The 14,265-nt window shown below is 61.4% G+C and carries 9 protein-coding genes; 1 reads left to right on the top strand and 8 read right to left on the bottom strand.

Going from position 1 to position 14,265, the window contains the following annotated elements; all coding sequences use genetic code 11:
- Positions 1 to 50: 50 nt before the first annotated feature.
- From ABEB25_RS23495 to pstB, 8 genes are all read right to left on the bottom strand, one after another.
- Positions 51 to 572: a ferritin gene (locus ABEB25_RS23495; protein WP_345738901.1), complete on the bottom strand. Its 522-nt coding sequence runs from the start codon at positions 570 to 572 to the stop codon at positions 51 to 53.
- Positions 573 to 768: 196 nt separating this feature from the next.
- Positions 769 to 2,331: an FAD-dependent oxidoreductase gene (locus ABEB25_RS23490; RefSeq protein WP_345738900.1), complete on the bottom strand. Its 1,563-nt coding sequence runs from the start codon at positions 2,329 to 2,331 to the stop codon at positions 769 to 771.
- Positions 2,332 to 2,361: 30 nt separating this feature from the next.
- The gene (locus tag ABEB25_RS23485; protein WP_345738899.1) at positions 2,362 to 3,858 is read right to left on the bottom strand and encodes a polyamine aminopropyltransferase; all 1,497 of its coding nucleotides are present in this window, start codon (positions 3,856 to 3,858) and stop codon (positions 2,362 to 2,364) included.
- Positions 3,859 to 4,042: 184 nt separating this feature from the next.
- The gene (locus ABEB25_RS23480) at positions 4,043 to 4,246 is read right to left on the bottom strand and encodes a DUF350 domain-containing protein (RefSeq protein ID WP_345738898.1); all 204 of its coding nucleotides are present in this window, start codon (positions 4,244 to 4,246) and stop codon (positions 4,043 to 4,045) included.
- Between the two features lie 37 nt (positions 4,247 to 4,283).
- On the bottom strand, positions 4,284 to 4,478 hold the full coding sequence (locus tag ABEB25_RS23475) for a hypothetical protein (protein WP_345738897.1): 195 nt from the start codon (positions 4,476 to 4,478) through the stop codon (positions 4,284 to 4,286).
- Positions 4,478 to 6,391, bottom strand: coding sequence for a DUF4178 domain-containing protein (locus ABEB25_RS23470; protein ID WP_345738896.1), 1,914 nt, complete (start codon positions 6,389 to 6,391; stop codon positions 4,478 to 4,480). The genes ABEB25_RS23475 and ABEB25_RS23470 overlap by 1 nt, the downstream gene beginning before the upstream one ends.
- A gap of 42 nt (positions 6,392 to 6,433) precedes the next feature.
- Entirely contained in the window at positions 6,434 to 7,105 is a 672-nt protein-coding gene (locus ABEB25_RS23465) for a GNAT family N-acetyltransferase (RefSeq protein WP_345738895.1), read from the bottom strand.
- A 143-nt stretch (positions 7,106 to 7,248) separates the two neighbouring features.
- Positions 7,249 to 8,010 (bottom strand): phosphate ABC transporter ATP-binding protein PstB, encoded by a 762-nt coding sequence (gene pstB / locus ABEB25_RS23460; RefSeq protein WP_345738894.1) that lies wholly within the window; start codon positions 8,008 to 8,010, stop codon positions 7,249 to 7,251.
- Positions 8,011 to 8,875: 865 nt separating this feature from the next.
- Here pstB and ABEB25_RS23455 point away from each other — a divergent pair.
- Positions 8,876 to 14,245: a choice-of-anchor tandem repeat NxxGxxAF-containing protein gene (locus ABEB25_RS23455; protein WP_345738893.1), complete on the top strand. Its 5,370-nt coding sequence runs from the start codon at positions 8,876 to 8,878 to the stop codon at positions 14,243 to 14,245.
- Positions 14,246 to 14,265: the final 20 nt, after the last annotated feature.

Raw genomic sequence — 14,265 nt, 5'->3', positions numbered from 1 at the left:
CGGTCCTGAGGGAGACTCAGGACCGGCTTTGTCTAACGCAAAGTTAGGTGTTATTTACCATGGCCGTGACCGCCAGGGCCGGTGGGGCTCTGGCGCTGGGCGGCTTCGCGGTCGAGGACGAGAAGGCTGGCAGGATCTGTGCCGGCGAGTCTCAGGCGGTCGAGCATGTCGCGGACGGTTTTTTCCTCTTCGATCTGCTCATTGAGGAACCAGAGGAGGAGGTTCTTGGAGGAGTGGTCCTTGACCTGCTCGGCCACGTCATAGAGATCATTGATCTGCTGGGTGACGAGCTGCTCCTGCTTGAGGCTGTGCTCAAAGACATCGATCGGAGATTCGAAGGTGGCCTTGGGCTGGGCGATGGGCTGAAGGACGACGACGGCATCGCGGTCCACCACATACTGGTAGAACTTCAGCGCGTGCATGGTTTCCTCGCGGCTTTGATTGAACATCCAGCTCGCAAAGCCCATGTAGGGCGTCTGCTCGAACCAGGCCGCCATGGCGAGGTAAACGTAGCTGGAGGACATTTCGTTGTTGATCTGCTCATTGAGCAGTTGGGTCAGTTTCGGATTCAAGGTCATAATCTAAGATGGGTTGCGGGTGGCTGGTGAGATACAAAAGGCATTACGGATGCAAAGCAAGTTTTGGATGGCTGTGCCCCCTACATGTTGATGGGAATCAATCGCATGATGAGGGCGGATTTGACCCAAATGACGGTCCTCAAGCGGCGGGCTGACGGGACTTTCTTGTGGCTTGTTTTCATGCCTATGGTTAGGCCAGCCATTGCCGGATGGCCTGGGCGGTGAGGACGCCACGGGTGTAGGCTTCCTCAAAGAGGGACATGCCGCTCATGTCCGAATGGGCATAAAAAAGCGGGGGTGTCTGCTGGAGCATGGCGGCGCGGTCTGGCCCCCAGATGAAGCCGGGATCTGGGCGGATCATGCCGTGGCCCCAGAGCCAGACATCCGCCTGCTGCACATGGCGGGCGAGATCTGGGTGCGCGGCCTGCAGGCTGGTGAGGGCGCGCTGGGTCCACTGGGCGTGGGTTTGCTGCTGCATCCACTGGCGGGTCTGGGCGGGTGGCAGGTCGCAAAGGGCCTCGTAATGGGTGATGACGGTGGCCTGGGGGACGGCGGTGAGGGCCTGATGCGTGGCATTGATGTAGCCGAGCGAGGGGCCCTGATAAATGACGCTGTCCCACGCGGGCAGCACGCCTGGGCTGGGGGGCAGCTCATCCAGGGTGAGATTCGTGACGACCCAGGGGGCGTAATTCAGCGCGAGCGGTTGCAGTCCGGGGATGAGGCGCTGGGCGATGAAGCGCGGCAGGGCGCAGAGGGCGGCGCGGCTTTCGTAGCGGATGACCTCGCCAGTGGCGGCCTGCATGACATCGGTGAGGGTGCGGCCCTGCGCCACCTGCATGTGCAGGACGATGCTGCCGGTGCGGAGGCGGGAGGAGAGCGGGCTAACCAATTGTTTGACCAGATAACCGTTCCCTTCGGGCCAGGTGAGCACGGTGCCACGGGTGGCATTGGCGGCCTCGCCACTGCGGCTGGCGAAGTAGTGGATGCCTGCCCACGCGGAGACCTGGCCGAGGCTGCCGCCAAAGTCATCGCGGCAGGCATAGTCGACATACCAGCGCAGTGGGGCGGTGGTCCAGCCCTGCTGGTGCATCCAGGCCTCCATGGTCAGGCGGTCGAGCGCGAGGAGGTCGGGATCGCGGGAGCTGCGGTCGAGGGGAAGGGTGAAGGCGCGCTTTTCCTGCCAGTGGTGGATGGCGGCATCAAAGGCGGCGAATTCTTCGCGCTCGCGCGGGGTGAGGCCGGTGAGGGGTTGCAGGCCGTTTTCCCACTGGCCGTGGATGAAGAGTCGCTCATGCGGATCATGGCAGAGGGCGAGTTCATCGTAGATGGGGCGGCCTGCGGCATCGTGCCCCTGGATGAGGCCGATCTCTTCAAAGAAGGCGAGGACCTCGTGGCAATCGCGACCGGGGAGGGGGACGTAATGGGCCCCCCAGGGATAGGCAGAGACGCGGTTGCTGCCGGAGGCGGAGTTGCCACCGGCCTGGGATTCGAGATCGAGGATGAGGAAGTCTTCGAGGCCCTGCCTTTGCAACTGGCGTGCGGCGGCCAGCCCAGCGATGCCGGCCCCGGCGATGAGGACATCGGTTTTAACGGTGCGTGTGGGGGCGGGGAGGGCCTTCAGATCGCGCAGGCGGTGGCCGATGCTGGCGGCGGCCCCGACGATGCTTCCGGGGATGGTTTGCTGCCGGGTGCAGGCACCGGTGAGCAGCGCGGGGGCTGCGGCGGTGGCCTGGAGGAAGCGGCGACGTTTCATGCGATGATCCCGGGCAATGGCGAAGGCGGCTCAGCGTGCCCAGTCGTCTTCAAAGTAATGGACGAGGGCCTGGTTGTTGAGGCGGTTGATGTCCGTTTCGATGCGGGCCATGTCCGGCGGGAAACGGGGGAGCTGGGCGAGGACTTCGTCGTTGATGAAACGGAGGCCTTCCGGCAGGCTGGCGGGGCCGCTGAGGGGCTGGCGGGAAGCGAGGATGAAGCCCCATTCGCCAAAGCTGGGGACGAGAGCGTGGTAGGGCTCCGTGTGCAGGCCGCAGGCGCGCAGGGTGGCATCCACACACCAGAAGGACTGGCGAGCGACAAAGGGGGAGGTGCTCTGCACGACGAGGGCCGCATCGGGGGCCATGACCTTGAGCAGGCGCTGATAAAAGGTGGTGGTGTAGAGCTTGCCGAGGGAGAAATTGGAAGGGTCCGGGAAGTCGATGATGACGAAGTCGAAGGGCTCGCGCTTTTCGGCCAGCCAGGCAAAGGCGTCGGCGTTTTCGACATGGACGCGGGGGGACTTGAGCGCATCGGCGTTTTGCTGGCGCAGCATGGCGTTGCTGGAAAAGAGCTGCGTCATGGCGGGGTCGAGGTCCACCAGCGTGATGCTTTCGACCCGTGGATAACGCAGGACTTCGCGGGCTGCGAGGCCATCTCCGCCGCCGAGGATGAGGATGCGGCGGGCCTGGGGCAGGCGGGCGAGGCCGGGATGGACGAGGGCTTCGTGATAGCGGTATTCGTCCTTGCTGCTGAACTGGAGATTGCTGTTCAGGTAGAGGCGCATCTCCTCCTTCCTTTTGGTTAGGACGATGCGCTGATAGGGCGTGGAGTCGGCGTAGATGACGGGGTCTGGAAAGGCGGCGTATTCGCCCCAGCGGGTGATTTCGCTACCATGGACAAAACCGGCGATGAGGATGGCGGCGACGCTGAGGCCGGTGATCCAGTGGCTGCGCAGGCGGGGAATCTCATGCCGGAGCATGATGAGGGCGAGGATGCCGACGGCGGTATTGATGAGGCCAAAGAGGAAGGCGGAGCGGACGAGGCCGAGGTGGGGAACGAGGACGAGGGGGAAGAGCAGGGAGGCGAGGAGGGCACCGATGTAGTCAAAGCTGAAGACATTGGAGACGAGGTCCTTGAAGGCAAAGCGTCCTTCGAGGATGCGCAGCAGCAGGGGTATCTCCAGACCGACGAAGGTGCCGATGAGGAAGACGATGCTATAAAGGGGAATGCGGAAGGAGATCGTCCACCCGAAGATGAGAAAGAGGATGGAGGCGGAGCAACCGCCGAGGAGGGCGATGAGGAACTCCACCCGAATGAAGGTGCCGATGAGGTTCCCGGTGACAAAGCGGGAGAGGTAGGAGCCCACACCCATGGCGAAGAGATAGACGCCGATGATGGTGGAGAACTGGGTGACGGAATCCCCGAGGAGGTAGGAGGCGAGCGTGCCGGCGATGAGCTCATACACCAGGCCGCAGGTGGCGATGGCGAAGACGGAGAGCAGCAGGAGCCAGGGGCGGGAATTCATGGACGAAGGGGCCGGGGCGGGCATGAAGCCATGCGGCCCTCAGGCGTGGACAAATCTTTGGTTAGGTGAGTCCGGTGGACAAAGCTAGTGACAGCATGGCCCGCCATCATGGGCATGAGACGTGGGGACAAGGGCGCGAGGGCCCGCTGACCGGCGGAGCCCAAAGAGGCGGGAGCTGGTGCCATCAATGGATGGCGGCGGCGATGATCTGGCAGATGCCGAGGGCGGCGGCACCGACGACGATGGCCAGGGCGAGGTTCTTTTCCTCGACGAGCTGCTTCCACAGGTCGTAGGGCGTCAGCTTGTCCACAATGATGAAGCCGGAGACAAAGATGATGATGCCGAGAACGGCATAGATGATGGAATTGAGGAGGATGGCGAAGTCCATGGCGGTGAGGAGGCGGGTTGAGGGAGAGAGGGAGTGATTACTTGTGGGAGCTGCCGGAGGACCAGCCCCCGCCGCTGCTGCTGGTGAAGACGGAAGGGCGGTAGCGGTAGGCGGTGCTGTTCAGGGCGCTGCGGTTGGCGCTGCTCTGCCAGAAGGACCAGCCCCGTGCATTGGAGGTGGCGAGGAAGGCGCAGGTCATCAGCCCGAGGGCGGTGTAAATGGGGTGTTTCATCAGTCGTCGCTGCTGCCGTAGGGGTTGAACTCACTTTCGTACCAGCGGCGTTTTTCAAAGCTGCCGCTGCGCATCATGTTCCAGACGGGCCAGAGGCAGATGATGAAAAGGCCTAACCAGAAATTCGACCAAAAGAGGCCGCCGCGCTCGATGGTGAAGGTGACGCTGGCATTGGGCAGGGTGGCGGCGGCATCGGGCGTGAGGCGCAGCACATACTCGCCGGAAGGGATGGCGGGCAGGGTAATCTTCTGGCGGCTGCCATCCGGCGCGGTGGTGTAGTTGGCCAGGGGAAAGGCGACGGGGAAGCTGCGCTGCGTTTTGGACTCCACCAAGCTGCCTTTGAGACCGAGGTAGGTATCGGTGAGCAGGAGGCCGGTGGCGGTGATGTGGAGAGGGGCGGAGGAGCCGTCGAGCTTGAAGGGCTCGGAGACGAGGGTTTCGCCGGGGCGTGTGCCCTGATAGTCGATGCCTGTGTGGGCGATGTGCCGGGGGGTGCCCCAGCCCATGAAGAGCACCTGAATGAGGATGTAGGCGATGAGGGTGAAGATGAAGGTGGCGCGCACCTCCTTCCACCGGCGGCCATGGGGATTGGGCTGATTGAGGTAGGTGCCGCTGGGGCGGGGGAGGGTGCTGCCTGCGGGGACAAAGGCCTTTTGCACCTCTTCCGGCTCCACGTATTCGCCGGCGGACCAGGTGATCTCGTTCAGGCCGGGCATCTCCTCCTTGGAAAGGATGTAGGGTGGCGAGACATAGTCGGTGAGCAGGGCGCGCTCACCATTTCTCACGCGCCAGTAAAACTCGCCCAGGACATCCGTGGTGACGGACTCTTCGCGGGCAAAGAGCTTGAAGATCTGGCCCTGCCAGCGGTTGCCCGTGTGGTGGCCGGGGAGGATGCGGACAAAGCTCCAGTGACCGCCGAAGGTGACGAGGAAACGGAAGCCTAACCAAGGATTGAACAATAGGTATTCATCCCAGGAGCACCAGCGGTCCTTGCGCCGCATGAAACCGACGACCTCCCACATCTCGTCCTTGAACAGGCCGCGCGTGCCGATGGGCAGCAGGAGCTTCAGCCGCAGGGTGGTCTGGGCCACCTTGCCGATCTCTTGCAGGTTCGGGGTGGTGGTATCCAGGATGCTGGCGCAGGAGCCGCAGACGGCGGCCATGGACTGGCCCTCGGCCCGCAGATTCACCGGGGCACCGCAACTGGGGCAGGGCATGGCCTGGCTCTGGCGGCGGGTGATTTCGGCATCCTTGTCCCAGCCGGGGATCTTGCGCAGGCCGGTGAAGTTCAGAGCGCCAAATTCCGCGTATTCGCCGGAGAAGAATTCGCGGCTGTCGGGGGTGATCTCGATGCTGCCGAACTCGCCTCCAGGCCCCACAAGATCAATGCTGGTGCGGGACCAGCCAGGTGGGGCGACCATGGGCAGCTCCCCCTCCGCAGCGATGCAGCGGCCCTCTTTGACATCGGCCACGCGCCACTCGTCACCGTCGATTTTGACGATCTGCCCGGCGGGCACGTCCTCCTGCACGAGGGGCAGTTTCACGCTGTGGGCAAAGCTGACCATGTAGAAGCCCATGACCTCCGCCACCCAGCCATAGGTGCCCTGGCCAAAGTCCGCGCACCACTCCGTCCAGGAGCCGTCGCCATAGTGCAGGCGCATGCGGCCGATGAGGGTGAAGGCGCGGCCCTGCCAGTGGCCCTGGGTGCCGATCTGGAGGGGCGAGAGATCGGGCGGCAGCTCGGCCACGTGGCCAAAGGTGGCCACCTGGAAGTCCTGGCGAACGACGATGGAGCGGCAGTGGCCGCAGACGGACGAGAGACTGATGGAGGAGCGAAACTCGACCGGGGCCCCGCATTGCGGGCAGTCGTAGCGGCGGCTGGCGTAGGTCTGATCAGTCGTCGAGGAATCCACGCGCCCATTGAAGCGGATGCTGTGGAAGATTACAAATTACAATTATCGTCCGGGAATGGATCTTGGCAGGGGGGACCAGGTGCCGGATGCCCAGTCGAGCACTTCGAGGCCGTGAAGCTGCTTTTTATAATCGTAGGGGCTGGGCTCCACCGTGGCATAACCGGGGTAGTAGTAGCGGCAGCCGAGGGACTGGCTGTGCTGGATCTCTTTGAGCAGCGTGTAGGTGCCCAGGCTGCGCGGGGAGTGGTCTGGCTCGAAGAGGCCATAGACAGCGGAGGTGGCCTCCTGGCCAATGTCTAGGTAACTGATGGCGATGAGCTCATCCCCCGCATACACGCGGCACTCCTGGCAGGTGCAGGGGACGGTGGCGGGAGTCTCGGAAAGGAAGGTGTCGAGATCGTCTGGGATGTTGTCCTTGAAGCGGGCCTTGTGGCGCTGGAACATCATGCGGGCCTGCATGGAAAGGGTGGCGGGGGCGAACTCGTGGCGCAGGTCCTCATTTTTGCGCAGCACGCGGCGCTGGCTTTTGCTGAGGGTGAAGTTTTCCAGGTCCAGCCGCAGTGGGGTGATGGTACGTACACCGCCATCATCCACGCTGAGGCTGTAACGGTAAAAGCTGGGGCCAAAGTGACGCCAGCCAGCCTCCCACAGACGGTCCATGATCTCCGGCGGGACGGAGGGGCAGTGAAAGGCCTGGTTGAGGATGGCAGACATGTTCAGCAGAAATCCGGCCCTGGTGGGCAGGTGGTGGCGGGTGCAATGACCGCGCATCTGCGGGCATGTGCAACTGGTCTGTGCGGGCCTGGGATCAAAGGGCCTGTTCGCGTGTCGCTCTGCGGCAAGGGAGAGCAGTCTTTTCAACTGAACTTGCCGCGCACGTAGGCCTCGGTCTGCGGGTCCTGCGGGGTGTTGAAGAGATTCAGCGTGGGGCGGAATTCGATGAGCTTGCCCAGGTAGAAGAAGGCGGTGCGGTCGGCACAGCGGCGGGCCTGCTCCATATTATGAGTGACGATGACGATGGTGAACTCCTTTTTGAGGCCGATCATGAGTTCCTCGATCTTCAGCGTGGCCACGGGATCCAGCGCGGCGCAGGGCTCATCCATCAGCAAAATCTGCGGGCGATTGGCGATGGCGCGGGCAATGCAGAGGCGCTGCTGCTGACCGCCGGAAAGGCCAAAGGCGCTCTCATGCAGCTTGTCCTTCACCTCATCCCACAGGGCGGCACCACGCAGGCTCTGCTCCACCACCTCATCGAGTTCGCTTTTGCCATTCCGCCCGGCGACGCGGAGGGAGAAGATGACGTTTTCGTAGATGCTCTTGGGGAAGGGATTGTACTTCTGGAAGACCATGCCCACGCGCTTGCGCAAGGAGATCACTTCCACGGTGGGATCATAGAGGCTCTGGCCATCAATGAAGATGTCGCCTTCATGCTTGATGCCGTCCACCAAGTCATTCATGCGGTTGATGTTGCGCAGGAGGGTGGTCTTGCCGCAGCCGGAAGGACCGATGAAGGCCGTGATCTCGTTTTCCGGGATGTCCAGGCAGATGTTGTGCAGCACTTGTTTGGCCCCGTACCAAAAAGAGAAACGGTCCACACGAATGAAGGGGGAAGAAGGCATGACAGAGAAGCTGCGAAAGGGCTGCGGCGGCACCGCAGCCGAGGGGCATGATGAAGCCAGCATTTAGACGATCTCTAGCACGCACAAGCAAGTGACAAAACAGTTTCCATCAGGAGTCCTGCTCGGGTGTGCTGGGGCCGCAGATAAAGCTCTTTGGGCGGAAGCGCCAAGACGGGCACAAAGGGCCCTGCAAGAGGGAGGCCGCACCTCGTCAAAAAACAGGCATCACCCGTGCTCACATCCTCTTTGGGACTAGGCATGTGGAAATCAGCATGTGTACGAGTGGTTTGTGAGTGCCTGGGTGGATAGATTTCGTCCATTCCTACGCGGAGGGGATATTTTGAATTTCGAGGCCAAAAAGAACAAAAAGTGGTAACTGGATACCAAATTCTGCCAAAAATCTAAATAACTTAGGGGTTAGACTTATCACCAAGTGGTCCCATGGGAATAAAATCGTGTAGTCCTTGGGGAAGTTGAGCCGTTTTCGTTACATTAAAGCAGTCGTTATGGATATTTTGTATCTTATGTACAAATTGGTTGATCAAGTTTTGATCGTGTGATTTGCTTTAATTTGTAGGCAGAAAAAGTCGGCTCACCCAAAAATCGTTGCAATATGCTCAAAAAACAGACTTCATTATTATGGAAATTATTGCCAGTCTTGGTGGTATTTTTCTCTTTCTTGAAAGGTGATATTCAAGCAACCCCAACTATCGTCTTGGGGACAGAAAACGGGGTTACCACAAGCACCGTCAGCGCTGCCAGTGGCTTAACTTGGAATTTTCGTATCGCGGCAGCAGCAGGATCTCTAATCCGCCTAGATAAATCACACTTCCGCCTTGGCAAGAGTGTAGGCACAACAGAAGGGGTGACCTTCACTTTGTACTCCGGTCTCGGCGGAAACACGGGTGGCAACGCCGTGATCGCCCAGACTAGCCTGACGGCAGCGCAGGTGGATGCCTCGGCCGAAACGGAAGAAGTCTTCACCTTTGCCGAGCAACTGCTGCTGGCAGGTGACTACTCCGTGACGCTGACTTCCACGGCCGCGACTGCGGGTGATGGTTACACGGTGAAACTGGGCCGCCTGGCTGTATACGATGCGGTAGGCTATGTATTGAATGTGGCAAACACCCTGCTGTCCTCCGTTTTCTGGATTCAGGATGCGCGCGATGCCGGGGATGCAGATGGGAACTTCAACACCAATGGCGGGCAGATCGCAGGTGGTTCCTTGATGGTGGCAGATGTGTCGCTTTTTAATGGTGCCGCAGTCACAGACCCAGCGCTGGCGGATGACCAGGCTACGGCTGTGAATTTTGGCAACATGGTGATCGGAAGCACGATTGACCGTGTGTTTACCGTGCGCAACGATGGCGCGGGTGGGATGACGGGGATCGCGGTGAGCTTCACCGGCGCGGGCGCGGCCCAGTTCAGCCTTCAGTCTGCCCCTGCGGTCGTCCTGGCCGCTGGTGCCACGACCAACTTCACGGTGCGCTTTCAGTCGGCCACGGCCTCGCTGGCAAATGCGCAGTTGGTGATCGCCTCGAACGATCCCGATGAGAATCCTTTCAGTGTGCCGCTGACGGCACGGGCACAGAGCGCGCCGGTGATCAGCAATCGCCTGGCGGTGAGCCAGAGCTCCACAGCGGCGACGCTGACGGCGCAGGTGAATCCCGGTGGTGCGGTGACGACGGTGAGCTTCCAGTATTCCACCAGTGCCGCCTTTGATGCGGGCCTGGTGACGACCGCCCTGCAGAGCATCGGCAGCGGGACATCCCCCGTGAACGTGAGCGTGCCGATCTCCGGCCTGAATCCAAACAGTGTGTATTACTGGCGTGTGGTGGCAACCAACAGCCTGAACACGACGACCTCCAGCGGCCAGGCCTTGCTGAAGGTGGCCATGATGCCCAGCTACACGCAGAACCCGACCTATGCGAATGCCCTGATCAATACCTCGATCAACGTCTGGGGACGCGTGTGGGGTGGCACAGCGCCCTTCACCTATCGCATGAGCTATGGCGACGGCACGACCGACACCTCTGGGGCGGTGAGCAACGTGAAATACATTACTGCGCCGCATACCTTTACCACGGCGGGTTCCAAGACGGTGACGCTGACGGTGACGGACTCTACCGGGGCCAGTGCCTCGCGTTCCTCCGTGGTGCGCGTGCTGCCCTCCGTAGATCTGGACGAGCGCTCGAACATCGCCATCGAAAAAGCCCTGGTGTACCTTTACAACAGCGCTCTGGAGCTGAACACGGACCGCATTTACTGGTATCAGTCGAATTCGGACTACGGGTTTGGCACCACCGGGGCTAGCGTGCTGGCCTTTGAAGAGCAGGGGCACCTTCCTGGCAATGACTCGGTGGAGTGGGTTTATACAGACACCGTCCGTCGTGGTCTGAACTTCCTCATCGGTGTGGGCGCTGGCACCAACTACGGTGCCCTGCAAAACATCTCAGACCACAGCGATGGCATCGCCGTGCGGGATGTGGATGATGACAATGACGGCAAAGGCGCCTACCTCTGGAATGGTGGCCATGGCACGTATGTGAACTCCTTGGCAGGCATGGCCGTGATCTTTGCCTACCGCAATCCGACGGCGGCCCAGGCGGCCATCATCCCCAGCGGTCCGTTCATCAACATGAGCTACTACGACTTGGTGATCGACCTGCTGGACACCTTCAAGTGGTGCATGGGCGACAGTACCGTGCGCGGGTCTTATGTATATTCGGTGACATCCGCCTCCCAAAGTGGATACGACGGTTCAGCCCAGCAGTGGCCGATCCTTTGCTACAAAGCCGGGCTGGACCGGTTGAAGATCACGCCGCCCACCTGGTACCTGGACAATGCTGTGTACGGCTTCCAAGTCGTGCAGAATGCCAATGGTGGTGTGGGTTATGGCTCGAATAGCTCGTGGCTTAACACCGCTAAAACAGGCGGTTTGCTCGCTGCCATGGCCTTTGCCAACCGCTTTACCGGGAATGACAATGTGGACCGCGCCATGGGCTTCCTACAGACGTATTGGGATGCCAATCGCGATGGTGGCAACAGCGGCATCGTGGGTGCTGGTTGGGCAGGTAACTGGTATGCCATGTACGGCATTAAAAAAGGCCTGACCCTGCAGGGCATCACGAATGTGACCGTGAGCGGAACTTCCCGCGACTGGAAGAAGGAAATGACGGGCTGGCTGCTGGGCGATGCCACACAGTTGCCTGCCACCCTGTCGCCCAGCTTCCGGACGGCAAATGACATGTTTGGTCAGCAGCCGGATGGACGCTGGATCAGCCAGGACTGGCCGAGCAGCACGAGCTACAATGACCTGAGCACCGCGCACGGCGTGCTCATCCTTTCCGCCTCCGTCACGCAGGCACCGCCGGTGCCGGTGATCGGCGAAGTGGGCGAGCAGAGCAACAAGGTTGGCTTCCGCTCCTTCACCCTCAGCGCCGCCGGTTCCTATCACTTGGATCCTGACCGCGCCATCGTGGAATACCTCTGGGACTGGAATGCAGCGGATGGCCTGAACTGGACCACGCCGGATGCGACCGGATCCCAGGTGACCAATCCTGGCTACGCCACCACCGGCACCTACACGGTGACGCTGCGGGTGAAGGACAACAATGACCCGGCGCTGATCAAGACCTCCACCGTGCAGGTGACGGTGGTGGCGACGGACGTGGCCCCGGTGGCCGTGGCACTGCCTCTGGGCGGCTTCCAGGGTTACGCGGGCAAGGTGGGCCAGCCGATCACGCTGGACGGTTCCAATTCCTATGACCCAGATGGCGACCCTATCGTGAACTATAGCTGGGACTTGAACGGCGACGGCATCTACGGAGACGCCACGGGCGTGACGGTGACGGTGACCTATAACACACCTTACGTCGGCAGTCTGGGCCTGCGAGTGACGGCGAATGGCAAGACCAGCAATAACACGGCTGTGGTGGACATCCAGGCGGCCGATGCGGACATCAGCCTCGGCACGGTGACGCTTTCCAACGTTGTGCCCCGCACCTCAGCAGACTTCAGCATCCAGGTCAGCAATGATCCGGGCTCAGGCCAGTCCTTTAACAACGTGGTGCTGCGTATCTACAACGGCAATCCCTATGCGGGCGGCGGTGCCATCGGCACCCCTTACCTGGTGAATCTGCCTTCTGGAACCACCACGACGGTGAACATCACCGGAGTGAATCTGGGTGGTGCGACCACCGCCTGGGTGTACCTGGACTCCACGCAGGCCGTGATCGAGGCGAACGAAGCGAACAACGCTGCCGGTCCTTTCAATGTGGATCAGCTCCCTGCGGACATCTCCGTGGAGTATCCTTCCGGCACGGTGCTGACCTCTGGCAGCTCGACGGTGGTGATTCCTGAAGTGGTGCTGGCTGGCCAGAGCGGCACGCCGATCACCTTCACGGTGCGCAATACTGGGGAGGCCAATCTGGAAAACCTGGTCATCACCAAGGCGGGGACGAATCCTGCGGACTTCACCGTGACTGCCCTGGGCAGCACCACGGTGGCTGGTGCCAGCTTTACCACCTTCGCGGTCACCTTTACGCCGACCGGCTATCTGGGCGGGGTGCGCTCGGGGGTTCTACAGATCGCCAGCAATGACCCGAATGAAAATCCCTTCCTCATCAACATCCAGGCAAGAGCCCGTCTCACCGTCATTCCGGTGGCTAAGGATGCCGGCAAGGACATCGTGACGGAAAACCCGGTGAAGGGCAGCGATGGTGTGTCTGAGATCGGTCTGTATGACATCCTGCGTCGTGGTGGCTACGTGGCTGAAAATGGGACCGTAGTGTTCCCTGGTTCCCTCATCGTGGGTTCTGGCTCACCGGCTGTGACGGTGAACAATTCCCAGGGTGTCTGGAAGGCTGGCACCACGGGCAATGTGTGGATGGTGGCCCGCACGGGTGAAACCGTGCCGGATGCGGCAGGCACCACGTTTGACTACCTGCCGATCGTGCCAGGCATCAATGAAGATGGTGAAGTGACGCTGCTGGCCTCCATGCGCATCGGCACCGGTGGGGTCACCTCCGCCAACGACACAGGTGTGTGGAGCGAGATCGGCGGTTCCTCCATGCGTCTTCTGGCCCGTGAAGGGGATCCTGTTCCTGGCCTGCCGGGCGTCTTTATCAAGACCTTCTGCGCTGGTGTGTATGCCACGGCCAAAACGGCTGCCGACAAGGGCGATGCGATGTATTCCGTGACCTTTGGCGGGGCGAGCACGACGACGGCGATCGTGCGCAACCGGGTGGACCGCACGCTGGGCACCGTCTCCATGCAGATCGTGGCCCGTGAGAATTCACCGGCTCCTGGCACCTCGGAAAACTTTGGCAACCTGATGGGCGCCTTCTCAGATCCTGCCCGTATGGATGGCACAGGCAACGCTGTCTTTGCCGCTGTGACGAAGACGAACAAGGAAGGCATCTGGTACCACGCCGTGAACAATCTGGGCGCTCCAGTGCGGGCTGTCTTCACAGGCGACGTGGCACCTGGCACGGGTGGGGCGACCTTCTCTCGCATCCAGCGCCCAACGATGGGCTCTGGCAGCGTCATCAGCTTCCGTGGTTTGCTCAACAAGAACGGTGACAACACCAGTGGCCAGAAAGGCGATGGCATCTGGCGCGGCAGTGCGGCGACGGGTAGCTACACCTGCGTGCTGCGCAGCGGCGACAGCGGCATCGCTGGCATGCCTGTGGGCTCCAAGGTGGGCAACACCTGGGGTGGCTGGCTGACCAACCTGAACCGCGGTGCCTGGAAGACCTGGCTGGATGTGAACGGTGACGGCGTGAGCAAAGCCCCGACCGATGTGCATGCCCTGTTCACCGATGTCTCCGGCACGATGCGCATGGTCGTCAAAGTGGGCGATGCCGCACCAGGCATCACGGGTGCCACCTTCTCCAGCCTGGAAATCCCCATGGTGGGCGGGCAGGAGCAGATGATCTTCCTGGGCAAGGTGACCGGACCTGGCATCGTGGCCGGTGTGAATGACAAGGGCCTGTGGCGCCAGGAGCCGAACGGCGGTGAACTGGAACTGGTGCTGCGCAGCGGTGACCCTCTGGGCACCACCCTGCATGGCATGAAGACGGTCTCTACCATCGACTTCCCCGGCTCTGACACCACCAGCACGACCGACCGCCGCTGGGAACAGTTGGTGATCGATGGCGATGGCAACATCGTGGTCCTCATCATCTTCACCGACGGGACCAGCAGCCAGGCCATGGTGCCTGCTGGCCTCTAAAACTTCGCGGGAAAGCCGCT

Origin of the sequence: Prosthecobacter algae (genome assembly GCF_039542385.1) — a bacterium.
Classification (GTDB): Bacteria; Verrucomicrobiota; Verrucomicrobiia; order Verrucomicrobiales; family Verrucomicrobiaceae; genus Prosthecobacter; species Prosthecobacter algae.
This window is presented reverse-complemented; position numbering and strand designations above follow the sequence as displayed.

What these genes read in the sequence shown, in the direction of transcription:
- ABEB25_RS23465 (WP_345738895.1), bottom strand. Translation starts at nt 7,105, where the DNA reads ATGTCTGCCATCCTCAACCAGGCCTTTCACTGCCCCTCCGTCCCGCCG.
- ABEB25_RS23490 (WP_345738900.1), bottom strand. Translation starts at nt 2,331, where the DNA reads ATGAAACGTCGCCGCTTCCTCCAGGCCACCGCCGCAGCCCCCGCGCTG.
- ABEB25_RS23475 (WP_345738897.1), bottom strand. Translation starts at nt 4,478, where the DNA reads ATGAAACACCCCATTTACACCGCCCTCGGGCTGATGACCTGCGCCTTC.
- pstB (WP_345738894.1), bottom strand. Translation starts at nt 8,010, where the DNA reads ATGCCTTCTTCCCCCTTCATTCGTGTGGACCGTTTCTCTTTTTGGTAC.
- ABEB25_RS23480 (WP_345738898.1), bottom strand. Translation starts at nt 4,246, where the DNA reads ATGGACTTCGCCATCCTCCTCAATTCCATCATCTATGCCGTTCTCGGC.
- ABEB25_RS23485 (WP_345738899.1), bottom strand. Translation starts at nt 3,858, where the DNA reads ATGAATTCCCGCCCCTGGCTCCTGCTGCTCTCCGTCTTCGCCATCGCC.